Origin of the sequence: Komagataeibacter europaeus (genome assembly GCF_002173515.1) — a bacterium.
Taxonomy (GTDB): Bacteria; Pseudomonadota; Alphaproteobacteria; order Acetobacterales; family Acetobacteraceae; genus Komagataeibacter; species Komagataeibacter europaeus.
The window spans coordinates 2216177-2239298 of record NZ_CP021467.1 but is presented as its reverse complement, the minus strand read 5'-3'; the positions used below and the strand labels follow the sequence as shown (position 1 = coordinate 2239298).

Here is a 23122-nt window from a genome sequence, read left to right as displayed (position 1 = left end):
GTTTAATACAATGGAAATAGCCGGGAATTCATAACAAAGGATGTACAGGCACAACGTGCATATCTGATATTCATTCCGGTGATATCACCCGGTGCCGGACCACTTCCCCCACAATGATCAGCGCGGGACTGCCAACGCCGGCCTCAGCCGCCTGCCGCGCAAGACCGCCCAGTGTCCCGGTCAGCACGCGCTGGTCCGCGCGCGTGCCGCGTTCGACAATGGCGGCGGGCCAGTCCGCAGGCAGGCCATGCGCGATAAGCTGCGCGCACAGGGCGGGCAGGGCGGAAACCCCCATGTAGATCACCACCGTCTGTCCCTTCCGTGCCATGCTGTCCCATGGCAGGTGCAGCGTGCCATCCGCGCGGGCATGGCCGGTCACGAACATGCAGGCCTGCGCGCAGTCCCGGTGGGTCAGTGGAATGCCGGCATAGGCCGCGCAGCCATTGGCCGCCGTAATGCCGGGTACGACCTGAAACGGAATGGCGGAGTCCAGCAGGGCCTCGATTTCCTCGCCGCCGCGCCCGAACACGAACGGGTCGCCGCCCTTCAGCCGCAGCACGCGCTGGCCCATGCGCGCGCGGCGGACCAGTTCGGCATTGATCTCGTCCTGCGGCATGGTGTGTTTGTTGCGGCGTTTGCCAACAAACACCAGTTCCGCGTCGCGCCGTACCCGGTCCAGCAAAGCGGGTGACAGTAACTGGTCATACAGGACGCAATCCGCATTCTGCATGAGGTGCAGCGCCCGCAGCGTCAGCAGGTCCGGGTCGCCCGGTCCCGCACCGACCAGCCAGACCTCGCCCCGCGTGTTGGTGGAGGCGATGATGTCATCCAGTATGGCCCGCGCGCGCGCAATTTCGCCCCGCCGGGCCGCCTGTGCGCCCGCGCCGTCAAGGAAGGTTTCCCAGACCTGCCTGCGGCGCGAGATATCGGGACAGGCCGCCCCCACATGCTCGCGCTGCTGCTGCATGAACACGGCCAGTTCCCCCGTTCCATCGGGTATGGTGCTTTCCACCTGTTCGCGCAGGCGGCGGGCCAGGACGGGCGCTGCCCCGCCGGTGGAAATGGCGATACGCACCAGTCCGCGATGGATCTGGGCCGGGGTGATGAAGGTGGATGGCTGCGGGTCATCCACCGCGCAGACGGGAATGTTCATTTCCTGCGCCAGGGCCGCGGCGGCACGATTGACCGCGCGGTCATCGGTTGCGGCATAGACCAGACGGCAGCCGGGCATGGCGGCGCGCAGGGTGGTGGCGTCGGCCGTTGTGGCGACGTGGGTGATCGTGCCGTCTTCCGCCCATGCCTGCATTTCCGCATCAAGGCGGCCCGCCACGACCTCGACCTTCGCGCGGTGGGCCAGCAGCAGGCGCACCTTGTTGGCCGCGATCATGCCGCCGCCAACCACCAGCACCCGGACATTGTCCAGCCGCAGCGCAATGGGAAACCACGCGGGTTCGGGAATATCGGTCATGCAGTCAAACAGCCGGTCGCGCCGGCATCCTGTAGCTGGGGCTGGGGAAGGGCAGGTCTGTAAGGAAACGCGCGGAGTGGTGGTGAGGTGGCGTCAGTGGGAGGCGACGTTCTTCACCCCTTCGGCATAACCCCAGCGTGCCCATGTCGAACGGTCGTTGACCGATCCCGGCGTATTGGTGGCGCATGCGGCCAGTGACAGCACGATGGCACAGATACCAAGAACGGGAAGAAAACGGGCCAAAAAAACCTCCTGCACGACGCAATGGCCGACATAGCAGAAAAGCCATGCCATCACCAACGTCCATACATGAATTGGCGCGCGGCCTCACGCCCCATCGTGCATGTGGCGGAAATGATGATATGCACTCTGCCCGGAAGAGAATGCTGGCGTGGCGCCAGATAGGGAAGCGGGAAAGGGCAGGCACGATGGAAACCATCAGCACCGTCGCCGGATTGCGTGCGCGTGTCAGGCAATGGAAGCAGGCAGGCGATTGCGTGGGCGTGGTGCCGACCATGGGCGCGCTGCATGAAGGCCACCTGTCACTGGTTAATGCCGCGCGGGCACGGGCGGACCGGGTGATTGCGACAGTTTTCGTCAACCCGATCCAGTTTGACAACGCGAACGACCTTGAAACCTATCCCCGCACGCTGGAGGCGGATGCTCGCCTGCTGGAAGATGCGGGGGTGGATGTGCTGTATGCGCCCACCGTATCGCAGATGTATCCGCCCGGTTTCGCCACCCGTATCACCGTGTCAGGCGTGTCGGAGGGGCTGTGCGGCGGCGCCCGCGCCGGTCATTTCGATGGCGTGGCGACAGTGGTGTGCAAGCTGCTTATGCAGACGCTGGCGGATTATGCCTTTTTTGGCGAAAAGGATTTCCAGCAGGTTCAGGTGGTCCGTCGCATGGTTACCGACCTTGACCTGCCGGTTGAAATCGTGGCCTGCCCCACGCAGCGGGAGGCCGACGGACTGGCCCTGTCATCGCGCAACCGGCGTCTTGCGCCCCGACAGCGCCAGATCGCCGTGGCCCTGCCGCGCATTATGCGGGCCTGTGCCGCCGATATCACGGCAGGTGCTGATGTCCCGGCTGCATTGGCGTGGGCTGTCTGCCAATTGGCGGATGCGGGTTTTGACCCGGTGGACTATGTGGAATTGCGGTCGGAACTGGACCTGCGGCCGCTTGCCACCATAAGTGAGGGCACACCCGCGCGCCTGCTGGCAGCGGCATGGCTGGGTGACGTGCGGCTGATCGACGGCATGGGGGTGCCCATGCCGGAATAAAAAAAGCAGGAAGCTTTTGGGTGCAGCCTTTTTTCAAAAAGGCTGCATTCTTTGAAGCTTTTTGAAAAAAGCTTCACCAAAAACTTTTGGTTTTTATCAGTTTTTTTCAAGCGTCCAGCTTGCGCGCTTCGTCGGGCAGCATGATGGGAATACCGTCACGCACCGGAAAAGCCAGGCCCGCACGCTTGCTGATCAGTTCACCGGCCTCACGGTCATAGACCAGTGGCCCCTTGGTCACCGGGCAGACAAGGATGGACAGCAGCCGGGGGTCCAGTGGTGGGGCGGGCGGCTTTTCAGTCATGGTGGCAGATCCCATGCAGGTTGCAATTAGTCATGCGACATTGATTACGATGGGGATGCACCCTCATCGGGTTCATGTCCAGCCCCGTCCAGCAGATTGCGCAGGATCTGCGCCCGTGCAGCGGGCGTGGGGGCTTCCAGCATCATCTGGCGCGGCGCCGTGCCAAACGGGCAGATCATGGGCAGGGTGACCAGCAGGGCGGCGTCATCCATCTGGCGCAGCGCATCCCATTGCGTGCTGACACCCTGGGCTTCACAGAAATCATGCAGGGCGTTGAGCAGCCCTTCACGATCAAAGGGAATGTCATCCCCGGCATCCGTCAGGTCGGACACAAAGGAAGACGCATCAATCCGTGCGACCCGGTAGCCGCGGCGCATCTCCGTCTCGCGCAGCAGGCGGAAGCGGGCGATGCCGGTCAGCGTGATGGCATAGGTGCCGTCCGTCCGTTCGGTCATGGCGGTGATACGGCCGATGCACCCTATATTATACAGCGGCGGGGTGGTGCTGTACCCATCGTCCATGTCGGCATCCTGGGCATCATCCAGCGGACTGCCATCCATGCCGTCGAGCGGGCGGGGCTGGATCATGCCGATCAGGCGGTTGCCCGCCAGCGCATCTTCCACCAGCGCGATATAGCGCGGTTCGAACACGTTCAGCGGCAGTCGCCCCTGTGGCAGCAGCAGGGCTTCGTCCAGCGGGAACAGCCCCAGTTCCGCCGGGAAGTCCGCCAGTGTCATGTCCCCGATCTGCGGGATGCGGCGGGGGATGTCATCATGAATGATGATGGTCCCCCGTGGGTCATGCCGCGTCACGAAAACAGCATCGACGACATGCGCCGGCGCGCCGCGACCGTATCGGGGTCGGTCTGGCCCCAGGCCTCGAACAGGCGGATCAGCTGCTTGCGCGCGCCGTCGTCATTCCACGCCCTGTCCTCCTTCATGATGGTCAGCAGTTCATCGGCGGCCTCAGCGCGCTTGCCCGCGGCGTTCAGGGCTGCAGCCAGTTCGAAGCGGGCGGCGTAGTCTTTCGGGTTGGCGGTGATGCGGGCGCGGATTTCCTCGGCTTCCTCGGCCGCCTTGCGGCCTTCGCGCTTGAGTTCAAGTGCAGCCTTCGCTCCCGTGATTTCAGCATTATTGGCAATGGACGCAGGCGCGTCATTCAGGGCGGTTTCGGCTCCTTCCTCATCCCCCATTTCAATCAGGGCGCGGGCAAGGCCGCCCCATGCGGCCGGGTTTTCGGGTTCGATTTCCAGCACCTGTGAAAAAAGACCGGCTGCGGCTTCGGCGCGGCCTTCCTCCATTTCCTTGCGGGCCGCTTCCACCAGGTCGGCTGCGGGCAGGGCACCACCTGCGGATTTCAGCACGTTTTCCACGAAGCGGCGGACTTCGCTTTCGGGCTTGGCGCCCTGGAACAGGTCAAGGATCTGCCCCTGCCAGAAGGCGGCGACCAGCGGAATGGACTGCAGCGGCAGGCCGATCTGGGTCAGTTGTTGGGCCAGCGCGCGGTTGGCGTCCACATCCACCTTCACCAGCCGCACGCGTCCACCGGCGGCGCGCACCACCTTTTCCAGCACCGGGGTCAGTTGCACACAGGGCTTGCACCACGTGGCCCAGAAATCGACCAGGACCGGCATTTCACGGCTGGCTTCCACCACGTCACGCATGAAGGTGTTCTGCGTGCCTTCCATCACCGGGTCGGGCCTGCCGCCCGGTGCCAACGGGGCGCCTGCAGCGGGGGCGGAACCGGCGGGGCGGGGTGTCTGGCCGATAATGTAGTCCATCTGGTCGTGTTCCTGTTGGTCTGGCGGCCAGCATGGGGACGGGGGCACTGCCTGCCCTTATGCCCATGCCGGCCGGTTCATGTGCTGTAAGGATAGATTGGCATTCCCGGCGATCCCCGCAACCGCATTCTGGGGGGATGAAAAAAAACTTCGGCAAAAGCATTTTAACCCCTTGCACACCCATCGGGTTTGCCGTAAACACCGCTTCACCGACACGGAGCGCGGGCGTAGCTCAGGGGTAGAGCACAACCTTGCCAAGGTTGGGGTCGTGGGTTCGAATCCCATCGCCCGCTCCAGATTTAGATAGTAAATCAGTCGGATGACAAACGGCCCTTCGGGGCCGTTTTTGTTTTTCAGCCTTCTGTCGAAGCAGCCTGAATATTTTCTCCCCAAGGCGCGATTTGATCTGGCGCTACATATTAATGCCGTTTTTTTACCTTGAGATCATGGTCCGGCATTGGTGACTGGTGATGCGACGAGAGGGAGAGAACCGTTACGCATGGTGCAACGTTTTCCCGTCATTTGTGTTCGGGTGGCCGGGTCTGTATATGGATGTTGCCGATGTATGTAGATGGGCAGAAAACCGGCATTTAAATAGTGGGTTTCCATTGTCGCCAGCTTTGTGGCGCGTTGAGATTCTTACTGTATGGTCAGTCAAAGCATGATCTGATAAAAGGCCCCTGCGTTGCTCTTCATCTTTCCTGCCAAATGAATATATGTAGGCTTGCCTGTCTGGCCTGATTATATTCTCGATCATCACTTTTAGCTGCGGTGCTACATTGACCATTTCCTGTCTCCCGAAAAACTTGGGTTCAGTTCTGCGGCATATTCGCATGGGTCGGTATTGTGCTGTGGTTGGCGGGACGGTTCTGTTGCTTGCAGGGTGCAACACCCTGCCATCCAGTGGCCCGACGGAATATCAGGTCAACCAGGCCCAGAAGAACCCCAAGAAAAATACCGTGGGCTATGGCATTGTTAAGGTCAGCCCGGAACTGATCGGTCTTCTGGAAAGTGCGGCGCCGCCACTGTTCAGCAGCCTGGATGCGGATAACGCGCCCGTGAGTGCGCCCCGCAATGACACGATAGGGCCGGGCGATGTCCTGCAGGTTTCGATCTATGAAGTGGGAAGCGCGCTGTTCAGCCCCAATGGCGGGGGCATGTCCGCCGGGGCCAATATGTCCATGGCGTCCAATCTGCCGCCATTGAGCGTGGATGGAAGCGGGAATATCGAAATTCCCTTTGGTGGCCAGATGCATGTGACCGGCATGACCACCAGCCAGCTGGCTGATGCCATTACTGCGCGACTGAAGCAGAAATCGCAGTCGCCGCAGGTGCTGGTGCGCATCCTGTCCGATATTACCAATTCGGTCATAGTGTATGGCGGGGTGCGGCGGCCCAGCCGTATTCCGCTGACGCCAAACCGTGAGCATATCCTTGACGTGATTGCCCTGGCAGGGGGGGAGGACCGGACCGTCCAGTCGGATGAAGACTATATCGTCCGGCTGACCCGTCAGGACAAAATTGCCGAATTGCCACTCAAGACCATCGAGAACGATCCGGCGCAGAATATCGTGATGCAACCGGGCGATCGGGTGCAGGTGGTTTATGAGCCGCGTACTTTTTCTGTGTTTGGGGCAACCGAACGGGTGACCCAGACGCAGTTCACGACCCCGACGCTGAGCCTGGCGGAAGCCGTTTCACGCAATGGTGGCCCGCTTGATTCCCGCGCGGACCCGAATGCCATCTATCTGTTCCGTTTTGAAAATGCCGATGTTCTGAAACGTCTGGGCATGGCGGTTGATAACGGGGAGACAACCGGTCCTGTCATCTATCAGCTGGATATGATGAACCCGACCAATTACTTCCTGGCGGAGCGATTTATGATGCGGGATCATGATATCATCTATATCGCCAACGCATCGAGTGACAAGTTCTACAAATTCTTTGGGCTGATTAGTACGTTGATCTCGCCGGGAATCACTGCGGCATGGATGGCAAAATAATGAAAAAGTTTATGCAATATCAATGCTGTGGCTTTAGGTCCGTTTTGCCGGATATCTCTGTAAAAAATCCCATGGTGTACTCTTTCTTTGTGGCGCATGATTTGACCGGTATTGTCGTTTATGATTTTGGACGGAATTGCATGTCATGAATATTGATGTGTATCAGCCTGGCGAACATCATCATCATCCGGAAAATGACCCCTCTTTTCTGGCAAGGTTGGGGAATCGGCTTCGTAACGCCGTAATGAATCATATTCCGTTTATGATTTTTGTGGTCCTGCCCACCAGCCTGGTATTCCTGTACCTGACGTTGATCGCGACGCCGCAGTATATATCGGAAGCGCATTTTGTCGTGCGCGGACGGTCCGGGCAGTCCGGAATTTCCCTGAGCAGCATCCTGCAATCAAGTGGCGGAAGTGGGGCCACGTCCGAGAACACATATGTCGTAGAAGACTATATGCAGTCCCGTGATGCTGCGGAACTTCTGATCAAGCAGAATAACCTGCTGGATATATACAAGCGTCCGGAAGCCGATTTTTTTGCGCGCTATCCCATGTTCGGGATGCCGCAGGATTTTGAACACTTCTACCTTTACTATAAGCGCCATGTATTGGTGGAGCAGGATTCGGAAACAAACATTTCCATTCTGACGGTTCGTACTTTCAGGGCTGAAGATTCCCAGAAGATCGCCCGTGCATTGCTGGATGCTGGTGAGAACCTGGTGAATGAGATCAACCGCAGGCAGCGTGAAAACCTGATTCATGCGACATCGCTTGAAATGCAGGCCTCCGAGGCCAAGCTGCGGGACATCAACCAGAAACTGGCCGAATATCGGAATGTGGTCGCGTTGATCGATCCCATGCGGCAGTCCGTGCCGATGATCAATTTCGTGACGACGCTGCAGAATATGCTGACAACCACCAATATGCAGTTGGGGCAGTTGCGGCAGTCTGCCCCGAACAGCCCGTTGATTGCGGCATATCAGCGTCAGGCGGATATCCTTTCTGAACAGATCAAAAAGTCTGGCGGAGAGATCACGGGATCAAACAATTCCCTTGTCCCCAAGATTACGGGCTATGATGATCTCATGGTGCAACGCGAGATCCAGCAGCGGGTTCTGGCCAGCAATGTCGCATCACTGGAAGCTGCCAAGCAGCAGGCTGACCAGCAGATGATTTATGTTGATGAAGTTGCGCAGCCCAATGCGGCCGACTGGCCGGAATATCCCCGCAACATTATTGTTCTTATCATTACAATTTGTTCCACGCTGGGCCTGTATGCCATGGGCCGGCTGCTGATTGCGGGCGCGGAGGAACGTAACCTGCGCTAGGGAAAGGGCTTTTGCAACAGCCACTGTGAACTGCATAATTCACAGTGGTATACGGATTCCTACGTGCGGATAGAAAAAAGAGTGTGTCATGTTGCGCTGCATTGATATCGTCAAGGACTATCACGTCGATAACGGGAAGCGTCGTATCCTTGACGGTATCAACCTGCAGGTTGAAAAGGGCGAAAAACTGGGCATCCTGGGCCGGAATGGCGCTGGGAAATCCACGCTGATCAAGATTATCGGGGGCGTTGAACTTGCCACGTCCGGTCGGATCGAACATACGATGTCGATTTCGTGGCCGCTTGCCTTTGGTGGTGCGTTCCAGGGAAGTCTGAGCGGTCTGGATAATCTCAGGTTTATCTGTAGAATCTATAATCTCGATTATCCCGCGACGCGTAAATACGTCGACGATTTTGCCGAACTAGGCAAGCAGCTCATGGATCCGGTGAAAACATATTCGTCGGGCATGCGCGCGCGCCTTGCCTTCGCCCTGTCTGTCGTGATCGAATTCGACTGTTACCTGATTGACGAAGTGATCATGGTAGGCGATGCCCGTTTTTATGAACGTTGTCGCGAAGAACTGTTTGTGAAGCGGGCGGATCGTGCACTGATAATTGTTTCACATGACATGCATTTTGTAAAAGAAATATGTGATAGGAGCGTCGTTATACATAACCGGAAAATGGTGGAATGCGCGTCCGTCCAGGAAGGTATTGATTTATACCATTCGCTGTAGGCCATTAATGATCGTTATGATTGTCCATGTGGGATAGGACATGAATATAGGTCGTTATTTTTTTATGTGCCAAGACGTGCCGACGCGATGGGGTATTCCGCTGGGGAAGATAGGATTTGTTTTCTCATCCCCGATATTTTAAAATGACCGGAGATAGTGGCAGAGGGCAGGCAGGTTGGGTCAGCAGGATGATAAACCGGTACCCCGCGTATATATATCTGAGCATGATCCGCTTAGACCATTGAAAAACAACAGGTAAGACTGTGTTGCAGGGAGATGGAGCCCTGAATTGCTGATAAAGCATATCATTGTTATATGCTTGTCCCTATGTTCTCCGTATATATCTATCGCTTTGTAAACTTCAAACGAAGGTGGGCAATCCACACCGGTGCTTTCGGCTGCTTTCCAAGGAATTGGTATGCATGTCAAGCTCGAACAGACTGATATGTAATGCTGAATATCTTACAGAACAACGCTGTGTCATCTTCCCGCCGCTTCCTTCTGCTCCAGGGGTTGATGGGGCCTTTTTTCCATGAAATCGGGAAAGCGCTCCGCAAGGCAGGATACGGAGTTTACAAGATAAATTTCAATGGTGGCGATCAACTGTTCTGGCGCCTGCCGCATGGGATCAACTTCACGGGCAGCATGGACGAATGGCCCGGTTTCCTGGTCGATGTCATCACGAAGCATGGCATTACCGATGTCATGCTGTTCGGGGACTGTCGCCCCCTTCACCGCAAGGCTGCCTCGGTGTGCATTGAGCGCGGCCTGCGTGTTTATGTGTTTGAAGAGGGATATATCCGTCCCGACTGGGTGACGCTGGAACTTGACGGGGTGAATGGTCATTCGTCCCTGCCGCGGGACCCGGCGTGGTATCGTGAACAGGCGGCCCATCTTCCGCCCCTGCCGCCACATGTCCAGGTTCCGTCCTCCTTCCGTCGTCGGGCACTGGAAGCGGTTGCCTATAACGCGGCTGATCTGCTGACGCGCTGGTATTTCAAGAACTGGCATGATTACCGTCCATGGCATCCGTGGACGGAAGGGATCGGTTGGCTCAAGCGCCTGCGACGTCGTGATGCGGCGCAGGAACGGACGGAAAAGATCCTGGCGGAAGTCGCCGACCGTAACCTGCCCTACATGCTGTTTCCGCTTCAGCTGGATGCAGATGCGCAGATCCGGCTGCATTCCGATTTTGACGGCATAGCCGGGGCGATCCGGTTTGTGCTGGAGTCTTTCGCGCGGCATGCGCCCAAGGATCTTTACCTGCTGGTGAAGGAGCATCCCCTGGATAACGGCGTCAAGGACTGGAGCGCCCTTGTACAGAAGGTGGCGCGCAACCTTGGTGTTGCCGATCGCGTGCGTTATCTGGAAAGTGGTGATATCGCCCAGATGGTCCGCGCAGCGAAGGGGGTGGTGACCATAAACAGTACCACAGGCACGCTTGCGCTGATCTGCAATGTGCCTGTCATCACGCTGGGACAGGCGATTTATGATCTGCCGGATATTACCGACCAGGGGACGCTTGACCATTTCTGGGGGGCGCCCACGCCACCGGACCCGACGACATTTGAGGATTTCCGGCGCGTACTGATTGATCGTTGCCTGATAGAGGGCGGCTTTTTCTCTCCCGAAGGACTGAAGTTACTGGTGCAGGGCACGCTCCGGCGGATCAGCCGTACGACACCGGCCGAAGACGGGAAAGTGTTTACCATATCGCATCTAGAAACAAGTTCCTCTTCCCGACGGTAGCTGATGATGACGGATCTGCCACATATTTTCATGGATATATCCCGTCTGCTGTCACGGGCGCGAAATCCCATTCCGACAGGCATCGACCGTGTAGAATATGAATATGTTTCTTACCTGCTGAAAAATGAGGCGCATCGCCTGACATTCGTTGCTTTCCATCCGGCAGGCTTCATCGGGACGCTGTCAACGCGGGCCGTATGTGATTTTGTAAGGGCAATGGGACAGGTATGGGATGGCGACAAGGTGATGCGGGGGCGCCTGCCCCGTATGGCGCAGCGCCTGATCCAGTCCGTGCTGCTGTCATGCTGGACAATGCCCCGACATCGGGGCGACAGCATTTATCTTCTTGTATCCCATCATCATCTGACGCGCCCGGGACCAATTGAGAGATTCCTGCGTCATCATGGCAGCCTGTTCGTGCCGATGGTGCATGACCTCATTCCGCTGGAATTTCCCGAATATGCCCGTCCCGGCGAACCGCAGCGCCATGCACGGCGCATGGCGACGGTTGCCCGTCTGGCTGCCGGTGTGATTGTTCCTGCCGCGGCCGTCGCCCGTTCACTGGCGCCGTACATGCAGCACCGTCCCGCTGAAAATCATGTTCATGTCGTGCCCCATGGCCTGCATCTGCAGCTTTCCAGCCTGTCCGATGCGCCTGTATCGCGTCTGCCCGATGATGGCAGGCCCTATTTTGTGTATCTGGGCACTATCGAGCCCCGCAAGAACCACCTGTTATTATTGAATTTGTGGCGCGCTATGGCCGAGGAAAAAGGCGAAGAGACGCCGCGCCTGATTCTAGTCGGGCGACGTGGCTGGGAAAATGAAAACATTCTCGACATGCTGGAACGTTGCCCGGCACTGCAGGGAAATGTGCTGGAATATAATGACCTGTCGGATCCTGAAGTGGTCAGCCTGCTACAGGGCGCACAGAGTCTGTTATTCCCTTCCTTTTCCGAAGGGTTCGGGCTCCCCCTTGTTGAAGCCATGGTTCTGGGAACCCCGGTTGTCTGCAGTGATATTCCGGTATTTCATGAGGTCGCGGGAGATCATGCGACATATCTTGATCCGACCGATGGCCCCGCATGGCGCAGGGCGATTGATGCCCTGACGGTGGAAAAGCCCGAAAGCAGGACGGCAGGAGGGGCGGCAGATCTGAATCTGTTCAACTGGCCCCGCCAGGTTGCGGCAGGTATCGCTGTCGCTGATGAAACAGCCGCATTTTTCCGGCCGCATGGATGATGCCGGCCTGATCCATGCCCATGCATGTCTGCATGGTCCCTTCATTCTCGTGCAATAGGTAGCCATATCTTTCATGACAGTCCCTGCACATGCTGCAAATGGTGATCGCCAGCCGCCTTCCGGCCTGACGATATGGCTGGATAGCAGAAATATGGGCAGGTCAGGCGGTACGGGGGTGGCAACCTATGTGCAGGGCGTACAGGCATGCCTGACCCATATGGGATTTCATGTCCAGTATCTGTGGGACCATGATCCCGATGATAGCAGTTCGCCGCCCAATGGTGGTTTGCGCCGGATTGCCAGATTCCTGAAGGCCTGTCTGCCCGTTCAGGGAATCAGAAGAAGGCAGGACCATATTACGAATAAATTTTACCCATATATTTCAGATATTTATCGTATTTCCCATATTCATTTTCAAATATGGAAACGCCTGTTGTGGTTACATGGCCAGCAATTGCCAGACATTATGTTCTGGACTTATCCGTTGCCGGTGCTGTTGAAAAATACGATCAACATCGTGACGGTCCATGACCTGATTCCCATGACTCACCCACATCTGACGGGGATCAATCCGCAGCGTTTGCAACGACTGCTGACCCAACTGGCTGCACGGGCAGATATCGTGGTGACGGTGTCGGAAACGGTCAGGCAACAGATCAGCGAGATATTTGGCATTCCTGCCTGCAGGGTTGTCAATCTTTACCAGCTTGCCGGGGTTACCGCAGCTGAACGCCAGCAACTGGCCTCTGCCCCGGTTGTGGCGCCGGCTGGCTGCTTTATCTGTATTGGCCGGGTGGAAAAGCGCAAGAATATCGAACGACTGGTGGAGGCGCATGCACTTAGTGGCACGCAGCGTCCGTTGGTGCTGTTGGGGCCAGATGGCGATGACATGCCCGATTTCAGTCCCCGTACGCCGCGTCAGCAGGTCATCCGCGTGCCATGGTGCAGTCGGGAATCCCTGCTGCGCAGCCTTGCAAATGCCCATGCCCTTGTTTTTCCGTCCCTGGCGGAAGGATTCGGGTTGCCCATTGTCGAAGCCATGGCATTGGGTGTGCCGGTCATGACATCCCGGGGCGGGGCGACCGAGGAAATTGCCGGTGGCGCAGCCCTGCTTGTGGATCCTTATGATACACAGGATATTGCCGATACAATCGATCGTCTGGATCATATGCGGCCTGACGCGCCGGAATGGGAAACCCTGCGCCAAAACGGCATGAAGCGGGCGGAAGCATTTACGGAAACCGCACAGATCGGACGTTTACGTGCCTTTCACTCGTATTTATATGAATTATTTCCTGACCGATTGCCGTCTGGTTCCATGAAAGCATGAGGGTGAAGGATGCCCCATCACTTTTTTAGTGAAATGGGGTGTCCAAAACAGGAACGGAAAGTGTGATCTATCTGTAACAGTTTATGCAGGTGAATTGTTATTATTTTTATGGTAAGGCTATAAAATAGAAGCATTGGCAATACATATATGCCAACTGGAATAAAACATATATAAAACGTGCATATTTTCGCGTCATATTGCAGTATTTTAGCGGCGTGTATTGGGTCACGGGGTCTGGTCCGTGGGTATGACTACGTTATGGAGCGATGGCGTGGCAGGGTAATGACAAAAATACCATTAACGCATTGATATATAAAAATATAAATCCTGCGCCCGAAAAGGTGGAGGCGCCCTGCCGCAGAATGGAACTTCCTTACAGGAAGGCTGTTACTTTGGCATGAAGGGTGTTTTCACATGCACGTAGTCAAAAAGGCATGGGGGCATTTTCTGTCGCCGTGTGTTGCGTTAGGTTCATGAAAGGGACATAAACCGGATTTACCCCATATCCTGAGCATATGGAGAAACAGGCGGCATGCCCTGAAACTTGCTGCAGGATGGCAGGGCTGCATCCCTAAAATAAGTTGTCTATAATTGCTTGTTGGGGCAGGGATACGGGTTCATGCCAGACAGGAATGTTCGAGGGTAACCATGAAGCAGCAGAAGCGTAGGATGAAGGAAGAGACCCCTCTTCGCCTGTTCAAAAATCCTGTGATGGAATCCCTGACGCTGCTTTCCTTCGGTGTGTTCGCGGTAGTGTGGGGGGTGATCCTGCTGGTTGCCCTGATCTTTGCGTGGCGCATGTCGGTTTCTGTCAAAATGATGGGTCTGTACTGGCTGGCCGGATTTGTGGCATGGTTCCCGTTTGAATATCTGATGCACCGCTTTCTGTTCCATTTTCAGAGCAGATCGGCATTTGTCCAGTCAATGATTTTCCTGATACATGGCAACCATCATGAGCAGCCAAATCACCCGCTGCGCAACCTGATGCCGTTAAGTGTATCCCTGCCGTTGGCGCTACTGATCTGGGGCGGATGCATCTGGTCCATGGGCGATGGCATCGGGGGCGCAGTGGCTGTCGGATTCCTGTGTGGATACGTGGCATACGACACGGTGCATTATTCGTGTCATCAGTTCCCCATGCGTCTGCCCCTGCTACGCAAGATCAAGATTCATCATATCAATCATCATTATCGCCAGACCGATGCCAATTATGCGATTACGGCAGTCTTTCTGGACAAGGTCTGTCATACGGAATGTGATCGCTCTTGATGCCGGACGGTCCTTTTCAGGGCTGGATCCGCACGGACATCTGGATAATCAGATGATTAAGCTGGGCTGGCGTAAGGGAAACGGGCGCCTGGTGCCCTGCTTTGTCGTCCAGAGGGAAGGAAATGACGACGTAAGGCACGTCGCGTCTGTCCGAAGGCATGACAATGCCGGGGATTGATGGGCGATGATCGCCAAAAAATACCAGCAACGCCCTGAAATCCTTTGCTGACATGTCTTCAATCAGGTTCAGCAGCATCCGATCGCTATTCTGCACATGCCGCAGGTAGTGGTCCAGCGGGGACTGGCCATTCTGGCCGCTTGGCCATGGGCCATGGTTTTCCATGGTAACGGTATAGAATAGGGAGGGCGTCGCGACCGACTGCATCATGTCTGCCATGGTCTGGCCCAGGGCGACATCGCCAAAATAGGGCATTTCTGGCGTTGGCGCATGCGGACCGGGATTGACCAGACGGGAAAATCCCATGGCTGGCATAAGCGTTGCACGATTATAGAAACGCAGGTCATGCGGATGCACGAATGTGCTGCGATATCCCACATGTTCCAGACGGTTGCCTATGGCATGCGCCCGCTCGCGCGCTGCGGTCAGGAATGGGTCATAGCGTCGGAAACCCAGCTCGGTTTCTTCCTGTCCAAAAATGACACCGTATTCCGAACGCATGGTATAGGCGCCGAAACCACTTACACATAAAGGCCCCCGCCGGGAGGCGATTTCATATGCCCGCTTCAGGCCTGGCATGTCTGGCAGGGGAATGTCAGCGGGAAGACCCAGTTGCGCGGGATCTGCAAAAGATTCACACTGCACGATCATGATCGTGTCATAAGCAGGCCTGCCCTGCAGTATGGGGGGTGGAGGAAGATCATCACTCGCGCGCCACTGTCGCCAGTATATTATGAGACTTCCCGGTAATCCCAATCGCCCCACGTCACGTGTGATATCCGGGGTCGGGGCCAGTTTTTGCGGCGGGCATAGCCATAATGCCAGGCTACCCAGCAGCATCATGCCCATCCCGAGCAGATGCGGCAGGACCGCGACGGAGGAATAGATCCACAGCAGAAGTGGCGCCATGATGGCAATCACCAGCAGGGCGATACGACCGGCCAGCGGGATCGAGAAAAGATAGAATTTGGGATGTTGCAGAAAGCTGCGGGCAACCACCACATCACTGAAAAGCAGGGGTTCACCCAGTACACGAAATTTGATGTTGGATGCGACAACCGTGACGATCATCAGGGTGAACGTCATGATGATCGCGATCGGGATGCTTCCCGTTGCGCCTAGCCACCCTCCATACGCCACAATGCTGCATAGGGTATCCAGCATCCAGCGACAGGGTAGCACATGACCTTCAGCCCGGGGCTTTACGACAGCATACTCGATAGCTGGCGCCAGAAAAACAATCACGATAAAGGATGCCAGAACCTGGAATGCGAGCATGAAAATCCTGTTGAGCAACCGGCACGGCATCCGTTGCGGCAGAGGTTGTTATCGATAATAAGCTCTTGTACAAGGTATCCCCACTGGAATAAACACTGGGAATGTAATCGGAAATTGTGGTCCCATGAACGACCGGCATGGAAGTTTTCAAGAAGGGCCATAGCGAGCCAGAGGTACCAGTCATGACATTGGCATCGCGTTCCTGCCTGCTACGGATGCCCCCGTTCTGGCGCGGCCTGCCCGTGCTTGCCATGCCGGATGCGGGGGAGCCCGCTACGGCGGCAACCCTGGCGGAAGTCAGGCGCCGGATTGTCACCGACCGGACGGGTGGCAGTTTCTGGGCCCCGTCGCCTGCCTGTGTCAAACCGGTTCTGGTCTGCGGGGGCTACCGCACCGATGGCGACGGAATGCGCATACTGGCGCGGTTGCTGGAACGCCTTGTTGCTATCCATTCCCCACATAACCTGCTGCTGGTTGCTCCTGGCGCTTATGGGGCGGCCGCGCGGATGGCACGCAGATATGGTGTTTCCCATCTGCATGGACCTGTGGACCCCCATGCGTTGCTGGACCATGCTCAGGAAATCCATGAACTTGGACAGGGAGATATCGGGGATCTTGCCGCACTGCGTAACCAGAAGGTCACGCGATATGCCTGCCCGGATCATGGTTGTCCTGTTGATGGCATGGCGGTTGCACGGCGACTGATACAGGACTGGCGGTACCGTGATCCCTATACGGAGAAAGCGACCACGGTTCTGAAAGTGCTGGAATTCCAAGCATTATGGCGGCGTGTTGTTGATGCAAACCGTGAGATCGGGGCCTGTGTCGGCATGTCCTTGTGGAAGCGCAGGCGCATTGCTGCTTTCTTTACCGTGCCCCCTGCGCATCCACCCTTTTTCCGGCAGGCCCGTGCCGCAGTGAAACAATGTGCCGCTCAGGGCAGGGCAGTCGTGACATGGGCAACACGCATGCCGGCCGGACTGATGCAGCAGGCGCAGGCGGAAAAGGTGCCTGTGTGGCGTGTGGAGGATGGTTTTGTCCGTTCGGTCGGTCTGGGAAGTGGATTGCAGGTTCCTGCTTCCATTTTTGTGGATCAGCGCGGCGTTTATTATGATCCGTCCGAACCCAGCGACCTTGAGCATATCTTGGCGACGGCATCATTTGATAGCGATCTGCGGAGACGGGCACGTTTCCTGATTGAACATCTGGTGCAGAAGGGAATCTCGAAATATGGCCGTTCCGACCAGCAGCAGGTGTACGAACGGGACGCCAGGGAACGGCGCGTATTGCTGGTGCCCGGACAGGTCAGCGATGACCTGTCCGTTATCAAGGGGGGCGGTAGCGTGCAGGGAAACCTGGCGCTGCTGCAAAGTGTGCGTCGGCATAATCCCGATGCGTTCATCATCTACCGTCCACATCCAGATGTCGTTGCCGGGCACCGGAATGGAAAACTGCCCGATGATGTTGTCATGGCATATGCCGACCATATCAGTATTGGCGGGAATATCGTGGACCTGATCTGGCAGGTGCAGGAGGTTCATACCCTGACCTCACTTGCCGGATTTGAAGCACTGCTGCGGCAACGCAGGGTTGTGACCTATGGATGTCCCTTCTATGCGGGTTGGGGTCTGACGACGGATCTGGGGCGGATTCCGGCAGGTCGGCGTCAGCGGGATCTGTTGCTTGAGGATCTTGTGGCTGGCGCGCTTATTCTTTACCCGCGCTATATTGACCCCCTGACACAAATCCCATGTGAAGTCGAAACGGTCATTGCGCGATTTGATGATATGCGCATATGGCACCCTACAGTACTGATGCGATTGAAAGACCTGCAGGGGCGCCTTAAACGCATGATGAAAAAGTAATTAGTCTGCACAAGATAGAAAAAATAAAATTTATTTCAGAAGGATAGTTAACGTGAAAGAATTTTCTTTTCCAGAAAATATTGTAAAATGCATTAACGAAATCATACGGTTCCTGGCTGTAGATGATTTTTCATCAGTACAGGATGATATAGTACCCGATCTGATCATTCTGGCCGGGAATGATTTCCTGCCGGGGGCGGAAGGTGCGTTTCGTCTGGCCAAACGTACGGGGGCACCCTTGCTGATTTCCGGAGGGGTCGGGCACGCAACGGCCTTCCTGCAGCAGGCTGTTGCCCGGAATGCACGCTATCATATGCTTGAAACCGCAGGCCTGTCGGAGGCGGAGATCCTGCAGTCCATTGCTACGACTTTCTGGGGGCTGCCGACTTCACAGATCCTGTTGGAAACCAGAGCGACCAATGGGGGAGAAAACGGCCAGTTTACCCGAAAACTGCTGGAAGAGCGGCATATGACCCCGAAAACAGCCGTTCTGGTTCAGGATCCGGCCATGCAGCGCCGGGCGGCGGCAACGTTCCAGCAGACATGGCAGGGAATGGAACCTGCCTGTCGCATCCTGAGCTGGCCAGTCATCGTGCCACAACTGGTATTGAAAAACGGCATGGTCATTTTCTCTGGTCCGGAAGCAGATCACCCCACTTCGCTTGAGCGGTTCCTGTCCCTGGTCATGGGGGAGATTCCCCGTTTACGGGATGATGAAAACGGGTATGGCCCAAATGGCAAGGGATTCATTCCCCATGTCGACATACCCGCTTCAGTAGAAACTGATTTTTCAACATTATTCACCTATTTTGGAAATGGTAAGGAAATTACAGATAGATCAAAATTAAAGTAATTTATCATTCATATTTTCTAATGATCTGACATGAAAAGTCATTGGGCCACGGATCGTACAATCCGGCGGACAGGGTGATAATCGGCAGGGTTGTCATTCAGGATGCGGTTCAACGTACATGTTGAACCGGTTTACGTTGATCTGGTCCAAAACCCTGCCGAAGCTGCATGGACGTTCGGGAATTGCCCATGAGGGTGTCAAGTTCTCCGAAGTCAGACGTGACATATGGTTCCGTTCTGCCGCCATGCAGCGTCGGGCGGGCCAATACCATCTACAACATGCGCCGCTTTCTGTTCCTGGAGCGAATCAGCGCCGCCGCGTAGAAAACCAAGCTATATAATGCTTCCTGCTCTGCCCTAGACGTAGAGCGAAAGTCATAACGCAGAACCATCAATATCTGCTTGTTGAGCCCAAAATCAGGACACAATGCCTTCAATCAACGGTTCTTCGATCCCTCCACTTGTTATGCTGGAAATAACATATATAGGAAAACAACCGATGGAGATTCGAGATCATACTTCGAAAAAATCTGAAAACAGGCGACTAAACTATCTTTTCAGTATTTTGCCTAAGTGGAAAGCTCTTTTGTTTTTTCTCTACCAATTGTGAAATGCGGACATAATCAATTGCCATATCAACGTGGGAAAATGTCTCAACAACAATTTCAAACTCATTCATTATTTCACTATTATTATCAAAATCAAGATTTAAATAAATTAACTCTTTATTGTTCTTTTTGTTTTTATAAAATATATACTCTGTTGATCCGAGAATTATTTTCCCAGTTTCTCCTGTGGCAGATATCTTTACTTTGCAATTATCTTCTTTCGGATATAGAGTTGAGATAGAGACACATGCCGTATAAGATCCTTGTTTCAAGGCAATATGAGGTCCGAAACAGGCAACCCCCGGCGCTGCCTCAGAGGGTATAATAATACTTTTACCAAAATGAAAACCAGTTTTTGTCTGGAGTTGCTCCACGCCAATTTTTAAAGGAAAAATAACGGGTGTATAAATATGTAGCTTATCACTCGGAACATAAAGAAATTTGTCCGGTTTTATATTTCTGTGAGTAGACAGATACTCCCATGCACGCTGCATAATTCTTGTATTGTTATCTCTATATGAATTAAATCCGTTGAAATACTTCGGGTAGTATACATCGAGGTGATATATATCAGATATAATAAAATTATCTAAAAGAACTTGTAGAGATTCTATAATGGAATGATCATCATTGTGGTAATCAAGCCTCAGGTTTTTAAACTTTTTAGAAAAAAATGTAAAGTATACATATTGTTCTATGGCCAGTCTTGAATTAAAATTTCGTTCTTTTTCCCTGCTTCCAGGCGTATAATAGTTAGTGCTATAATATGTCATAAAATCCAAAGTAACCAAAGGCGCATCCCAGATAGGACGTATATCGACCAGCCTTCCGAAATTGAACCAATCGCTATAATGGAATGGCAGCCTCACTCCACAAAAGGGATTAAGTGTAAATAGAGAAGAAATCATAACTGGGGAAGAAAATGCCGTATACTCCCCTCTTCTATAGTATTCTTCACTTAATTTAATATATTTTTCTATAAATGACCTATTTTTAAATAACAGGTCATTCCTGGTTCGCAGAACAAATTCTTTTGAAGCTAGCGCTAAACCGTTGCGGGCAGATTCAATCATATGATTGGCATGACAATTAGGCGCATCCCGGAAAACTGGAGGTAAAGGCTGCGCCATATAGGAATAGGCTATTTTATCTGCACATTTATTAACAATATGGCAAAAGCTTATCATATTCTTCTTATAAGAAAATATAGATCTCTCATTTGAGCATTCAAAATCTATAAAATCAGAGCTAGATATGGAAAATATTATTTCAGATTCTTTAAATATATTTCGGTAATTTATTAGTATATTTGCTACTTCAGCAGAATTTTTTTCAAAACACCCGCCATGTATAACAATGCTTATTGATTCATTATCAATTTTCATTACAATTATGCCAAAAAATTTCCTATTGAGGTACTTTAATCTATCACAAAGTTGCTCTATGTAAAGTACGGAAGTTATTTAAATAAATATTTTCGATTAATTGTCAATTCATTTATGCACATTTTTTCAAAATGCATGTTGGCACTACAGTTGTGTTTTATAACGCGAGGGAGCACGGATGGCGCTGGCCTGATGTGTTCGTCGCAAGACGGACCATCTGAGGATATGTGCGACGGGTAACCTGCGTTGGGCAAGTTTTACGACGAGGCGCCTGATTTCCTGAATGGACCAGCGCACAAGGACTGTCGTGTCCTGTGCAGTGTTTTTTTCGGTTTCAGTGAGTTTGTCTGGTAACGGACACTGGCCATGATAGCATAGGCCAGCATAACCAGAGAGCTGCCGATGCCAGACATGTTCTGGCAGTCCTGCTGCAATACCCTTTGCCTCTCCGGCAATCAGCGATTCTGTTGCTTATGATCCAAAGCAGTGATTGCCCTTGACCCCAAGGGCATACCCAATTCCTGCCTGGCCGAGCGTGCATTCCACATCGCCCACGCTATAAACGCTATCCGCTGCAACCCAACGGAATGGCACACCTGCGTCAATGACCAGCACGCCATTTTTAGTCCCCCTGATGCTCGATCGCATGGGCCCTGACGACATCACGAAGGGCACCGGCATCCCGTTGCCCGCGCTCCGGAAGCGCCTGTTGCCACCACGGACCAGGATCTCCTGCTGCTTCCGCACGCATCCATCCCGTCCTGCGCGGTTCGTTGCCAATCAGGACATCAAGGAAGGCACACGCTGAAACCACGAAATTAAACAGCGGAACAATCCGCTCCTTTGCTGCCCGAAGTCCAGACGCCCACAGTTCCAGCGCCTCTTCAACTGACACCCCGTCATTCATGAAATTCTGAATCATGGTGATCCGTAGAGTCAGAATCCGCCATAAAATGCAACTGTAGTGCTACGGCGTGTCGTCAGTTAAGCATGATAATAATTTCTGCAGCCAGATGACGGAAAATCCTTTCGATTACACCGCTTGCGCACCAGCGCCGTAGACGGCGGTGAACGTTTTTCCAGTCGCCGAAACGGGCAGGAAGATTATGTCAGGGAAGGCCCGCACGATAGCGATACAGCACTGCCTGCACGAACAGACGGTTGTCCGCAGCCGTGCCGCCGACATGCCCGTTCCGACCGGGGAGAATATCTTTAATCCGTTCCTATTGACCGTCACGTAAACCGTAGCGTCGCATCTGACTGTCTCTTAAAAACACAGGGAACACTCAGCACGGACATCCGCATGGTACAATCCTTAGACAGCGTCCATACGCTTAACTGACGACACGCCGTAGGAGTCGCTTGAATTTTCTGCTTTTATTTTTTTTATAAGTACGCCGATAAATCAGTGATGGCTCAAAATCAGTTGGTGATCTATATGGGAAGCGCTGATCAATGTCTGGACATACGCATGGGACATGTCTCTGATCCAGTTCAGGATAGTTTGGCATTGCATGTTTTACGTAATGGATTGTCGGTTGATAGTGGCGATATATGGCGCGATAGGAAGCGGTAATGTATGATAGAATGTTGAAATTAATAGATGATTTCAGTCTTCAAGCGCGTGTCATATATGCACTTATCATGCGTGAAATTCATACACGTTATGGTCGCGAGAATCTCGGCTTCTTCTGGGTATTGGGAGAACCCATTCTGTTTTGTGGTGGTGTGACCATATTGTGGACGGCAATACGACCGTCGCATGAGCATGGACTTCCCATGACGGCTATCGTGATCACGGGATATGTTCCCCTTACCATGTGGCGTCATTGCCTTGGCCACTCTGTAAAAGCATTTGAAGCTAATGGGAGCCTGTTGTTCCATCGCCAAGTTACGCCAATTACAATTATCGTGGCTCGTGCTGTTTTGGAGTTGATGGGAACCATTATGGCTGGAATGATAGTGGTTCTTGGGTCTATATTATTTGGATTTATGAAGCCTCCACAGTATTATAGCATGGTTTATCTTGGTCTATTCTTTCAGGCCGCTTTCTGCATGGCGACGGCCATGATTTTCGCCTCTCTGAGCGAAATGTCAGAACTGGTTGAAAAAATAATGAGTGTCGTTAGTTATCTTGCACTTCCTTTCACCGGGGCCTTTACGATGGTTGACTGGTTGCCACCAAAATACCGGTGGTACATGATGCTTTCTCCCAGTGTAGATAATATTGAAATGATACGTGAAGGCCAGTTTGGTCTCAATGCTCATGCGCATTATGATGTTCTCTATGATAGTTATATAACCTTTTTCCTTTTGCTTGTTGGTGTCTATTTGACGCTGCGAGTTCGTCGATTCATATTGGTTCAATAGCGATATATTCTTTCAGTTTTAGGGGAATGTGTTAACGAGATGGTAACGGTATTCGAAGCATGCTCTGGATACCGTTGCTCGACAATCTGAGAAGTTGT

General features: G+C 53.9%; 19 protein-coding genes, 1 tRNA gene and 2 pseudogenes. 12 read left to right on the top strand and 10 right to left on the bottom strand.

Annotated elements, in window-relative coordinates; translation table 11 throughout:
• Nucleotides 1–70: 70 nt before the first annotated feature.
• Both cysG and S101446_RS10285 read right to left on the bottom strand, forming a co-directional pair.
• Nucleotides 71–1468, bottom strand: a complete 1398-nt coding sequence (gene cysG / locus S101446_RS10290; RefSeq protein WP_087608309.1) for a siroheme synthase CysG — start codon at nucleotides 1466–1468, stop codon at nucleotides 71–73.
• A gap of 93 nt (nucleotides 1469–1561) precedes the next feature.
• Complete coding sequence (locus S101446_RS10285) at nucleotides 1562–1711, bottom strand: hypothetical protein (protein ID WP_182356737.1); 150 nt, start codon at nucleotides 1709–1711, stop codon at nucleotides 1562–1564.
• 185 nt (nucleotides 1712–1896) lie between these two features.
• Here S101446_RS10285 and panC point away from each other — a divergent pair, with 185 nt between their 5' ends.
• Nucleotides 1897–2751 (top strand): pantoate--beta-alanine ligase, encoded by an 855-nt coding sequence (gene panC, locus S101446_RS10280; protein WP_167376434.1) that lies wholly within the window; start codon nucleotides 1897–1899, stop codon nucleotides 2749–2751.
• Nucleotides 2752–2857: 106 nt separating this feature from the next.
• On the opposite strand, the gene S101446_RS10275 is transcribed toward panC, so the two are convergent.
• Genes S101446_RS10275 through S101446_RS10265 form a run of 3 tightly spaced genes read right to left on the bottom strand, consistent with a single transcriptional unit; the run spans nucleotide 2858 to nucleotide 4832 of the window.
• Entirely contained in the window at nucleotides 2858–3052 is a 195-nt protein-coding gene (locus S101446_RS10275; RefSeq protein ID WP_010516368.1) for a Trm112 family protein, read from the bottom strand.
• 44 nt (nucleotides 3053–3096) lie between these two features.
• Nucleotides 3097–3864, bottom strand: a complete 768-nt coding sequence (locus tag S101446_RS10270; protein WP_019092537.1) for an LON peptidase substrate-binding domain-containing protein — start codon at nucleotides 3862–3864, stop codon at nucleotides 3097–3099.
• Nucleotides 3861–4832, bottom strand: a complete 972-nt coding sequence (locus S101446_RS10265) for a tetratricopeptide repeat protein (RefSeq protein WP_087608307.1) — start codon at nucleotides 4830–4832, stop codon at nucleotides 3861–3863. The genes S101446_RS10270 and S101446_RS10265 overlap by 4 nt, the downstream gene beginning before the upstream one ends.
• 221 nt (nucleotides 4833–5053) lie before the next feature.
• Here S101446_RS10265 and S101446_RS10260 point away from each other — a divergent pair.
• The 4 genes from S101446_RS10260 to S101446_RS10245 all read left to right on the top strand — a co-directional run bounded on the left by S101446_RS10260 (nucleotide 5054) and on the right by S101446_RS10245 (nucleotide 8901).
• Nucleotides 5054–5128, top strand: a tRNA-Gly gene (locus S101446_RS10260).
• A gap of 537 nt (nucleotides 5129–5665) precedes the next feature.
• Entirely contained in the window at nucleotides 5666–6835 is a 1170-nt protein-coding gene (locus S101446_RS10255) for a polysaccharide biosynthesis/export family protein (RefSeq protein ID WP_167376433.1), read from the top strand.
• 145 nt (nucleotides 6836–6980) lie between these two features.
• Complete coding sequence (locus S101446_RS10250) at nucleotides 6981–8165, top strand: capsule biosynthesis protein (protein ID WP_087608305.1); 1185 nt, start codon at nucleotides 6981–6983, stop codon at nucleotides 8163–8165.
• An 88-nt stretch (nucleotides 8166–8253) separates the two neighbouring features.
• Nucleotides 8254–8901: an ABC transporter ATP-binding protein gene (locus tag S101446_RS10245; protein ID WP_010512357.1), complete on the top strand. Its 648-nt coding sequence runs from the start codon at nucleotides 8254–8256 to the stop codon at nucleotides 8899–8901.
• 480 nt (nucleotides 8902–9381) lie between these two features.
• Here the strand turns inward: S101446_RS10245 and S101446_RS18775 are convergent, their stop codons facing one another.
• Nucleotides 9382–9525, bottom strand: coding sequence for a hypothetical protein (locus S101446_RS18775; protein ID WP_375138790.1), 144 nt, complete (start codon nucleotides 9523–9525; stop codon nucleotides 9382–9384).
• Between the two features lie 21 nt (nucleotides 9526–9546).
• Between S101446_RS18775 and S101446_RS10240 the strand changes: the two genes are divergently transcribed.
• From S101446_RS10240 to S101446_RS10225, 4 genes are all read left to right on the top strand, one after another.
• A complete protein-coding gene (locus tag S101446_RS10240; protein ID WP_375138789.1) occupies nucleotides 9547–10650 on the top strand; it encodes a capsule biosynthesis protein in 1104 nt (367 codons plus the stop codon).
• A 30-nt stretch (nucleotides 10651–10680) separates the two neighbouring features.
• Nucleotides 10681–11889, top strand: coding sequence for a glycosyltransferase family 4 protein (locus S101446_RS10235; protein WP_244184169.1), 1209 nt, complete (start codon nucleotides 10681–10683; stop codon nucleotides 11887–11889).
• A gap of 73 nt (nucleotides 11890–11962) precedes the next feature.
• Nucleotides 11963–13219, top strand: a complete 1257-nt coding sequence (locus tag S101446_RS10230; protein ID WP_244184166.1) for a glycosyltransferase family 4 protein — start codon at nucleotides 11963–11965, stop codon at nucleotides 13217–13219.
• Between the two features lie 648 nt (nucleotides 13220–13867).
• Entirely contained in the window at nucleotides 13868–14488 is a 621-nt protein-coding gene (locus tag S101446_RS10225) for a sterol desaturase family protein (RefSeq protein ID WP_087608302.1), read from the top strand.
• A 16-nt stretch (nucleotides 14489–14504) separates the two neighbouring features.
• Here S101446_RS10225 and S101446_RS10220 read toward each other — a convergent pair whose 3' ends face one another.
• The gene (locus S101446_RS10220) at nucleotides 14505–15944 is read right to left on the bottom strand and encodes an LTA synthase family protein (RefSeq protein ID WP_087608301.1); all 1440 of its coding nucleotides are present in this window, start codon (nucleotides 15942–15944) and stop codon (nucleotides 14505–14507) included.
• Nucleotides 15945–16627: 683 nt separating this feature from the next.
• Between S101446_RS10220 and S101446_RS10215 the strand changes: the two genes are divergently transcribed.
• Together S101446_RS10215 and S101446_RS10210 are read left to right on the top strand one after the other, a co-directional pair.
• Complete coding sequence (locus tag S101446_RS10215) at nucleotides 16628–17809, top strand: capsular polysaccharide export protein, LipB/KpsS family (protein ID WP_244184164.1); 1182 nt, start codon at nucleotides 16628–16630, stop codon at nucleotides 17807–17809.
• Between the two features lie 52 nt (nucleotides 17810–17861).
• A complete protein-coding gene (locus S101446_RS10210) occupies nucleotides 17862–18662 on the top strand; it encodes a YdcF family protein (protein ID WP_087608299.1) in 801 nt (266 codons plus the stop codon).
• Nucleotides 18663–19205: 543 nt separating this feature from the next.
• Here the strand turns inward: S101446_RS10210 and S101446_RS10205 are convergent.
• The 3 genes and pseudogenes from S101446_RS10205 to S101446_RS17730 all read right to left on the bottom strand — a co-directional run.
• Nucleotides 19206–20654 (bottom strand): WavE lipopolysaccharide synthesis family protein, encoded by a 1449-nt coding sequence (locus S101446_RS10205; RefSeq protein WP_087608298.1) that lies wholly within the window; start codon nucleotides 20652–20654, stop codon nucleotides 19206–19208.
• A 486-nt stretch (nucleotides 20655–21140) separates the two neighbouring features.
• Nucleotides 21141–21576: pseudogene (locus S101446_RS10200) on the bottom strand (IS701 family transposase); the annotation flags it as partial.
• A gap of 79 nt (nucleotides 21577–21655) precedes the next feature.
• A pseudogene (locus S101446_RS17730) lies at nucleotides 21656–21871 on the bottom strand (transposase); the annotation flags it as partial.
• Between the two features lie 358 nt (nucleotides 21872–22229).
• Here S101446_RS17730 and S101446_RS10190 point away from each other — a divergent pair.
• Nucleotides 22230–23024 (top strand): ABC transporter permease, encoded by a 795-nt coding sequence (locus S101446_RS10190; protein ID WP_087608297.1) that lies wholly within the window; start codon nucleotides 22230–22232, stop codon nucleotides 23022–23024.
• Nucleotides 23025–23122: the final 98 nt, after the last annotated feature.

Coding starts and splice junctions, on each gene's coding strand:
- cysG (WP_087608309.1), bottom strand. CDS start 1,468: ATGACCGATATTCCCGAACCCGCGTGGTTTCCCATTGCGCTGCGGCTG.
- panC (WP_167376434.1), top strand. CDS start 1,897: ATGGAAACCATCAGCACCGTCGCCGGATTGCGTGCGCGTGTCAGGCAA.
- S101446_RS10275 (WP_010516368.1), bottom strand. CDS start 3,052: ATGACTGAAAAGCCGCCCGCCCCACCACTGGACCCCCGGCTGCTGTCC.
- S101446_RS10265 (WP_087608307.1), bottom strand. CDS start 4,832: ATGGACTACATTATCGGCCAGACACCCCGCCCCGCCGGTTCCGCCCCC.
- S101446_RS10255 (WP_167376433.1), top strand. CDS start 5,666: ATGGGTCGGTATTGTGCTGTGGTTGGCGGGACGGTTCTGTTGCTTGCA.
- S101446_RS10250 (WP_087608305.1), top strand. CDS start 6,981: ATGAATATTGATGTGTATCAGCCTGGCGAACATCATCATCATCCGGAA.
- S101446_RS10245 (WP_010512357.1), top strand. CDS start 8,254: ATGTTGCGCTGCATTGATATCGTCAAGGACTATCACGTCGATAACGGG.
- S101446_RS18775 (WP_375138790.1), bottom strand. CDS start 9,525: ATGCGGCAGGCGCCAGAACAGTTGATCGCCACCATTGAAATTTATCTT.
- S101446_RS10240 (WP_375138789.1), top strand. CDS start 9,547: ATGGACGAATGGCCCGGTTTCCTGGTCGATGTCATCACGAAGCATGGC.
- S101446_RS10235 (WP_244184169.1), top strand. CDS start 10,681: ATGGATATATCCCGTCTGCTGTCACGGGCGCGAAATCCCATTCCGACA.
- S101446_RS10230 (WP_244184166.1), top strand. CDS start 11,963: ATGACAGTCCCTGCACATGCTGCAAATGGTGATCGCCAGCCGCCTTCC.
- S101446_RS10225 (WP_087608302.1), top strand. CDS start 13,868: ATGAAGCAGCAGAAGCGTAGGATGAAGGAAGAGACCCCTCTTCGCCTG.
- S101446_RS10220 (WP_087608301.1), bottom strand. CDS start 15,944: ATGCTCGCATTCCAGGTTCTGGCATCCTTTATCGTGATTGTTTTTCTG.
- S101446_RS10215 (WP_244184164.1), top strand. CDS start 16,628: ATGGCGGTTGCACGGCGACTGATACAGGACTGGCGGTACCGTGATCCC.
- S101446_RS10205 (WP_087608298.1), bottom strand. CDS start 20,654: ATGAAAATTGATAATGAATCAATAAGCATTGTTATACATGGCGGGTGT.
- S101446_RS10190 (WP_087608297.1), top strand. CDS start 22,230: ATGTATGATAGAATGTTGAAATTAATAGATGATTTCAGTCTTCAAGCG.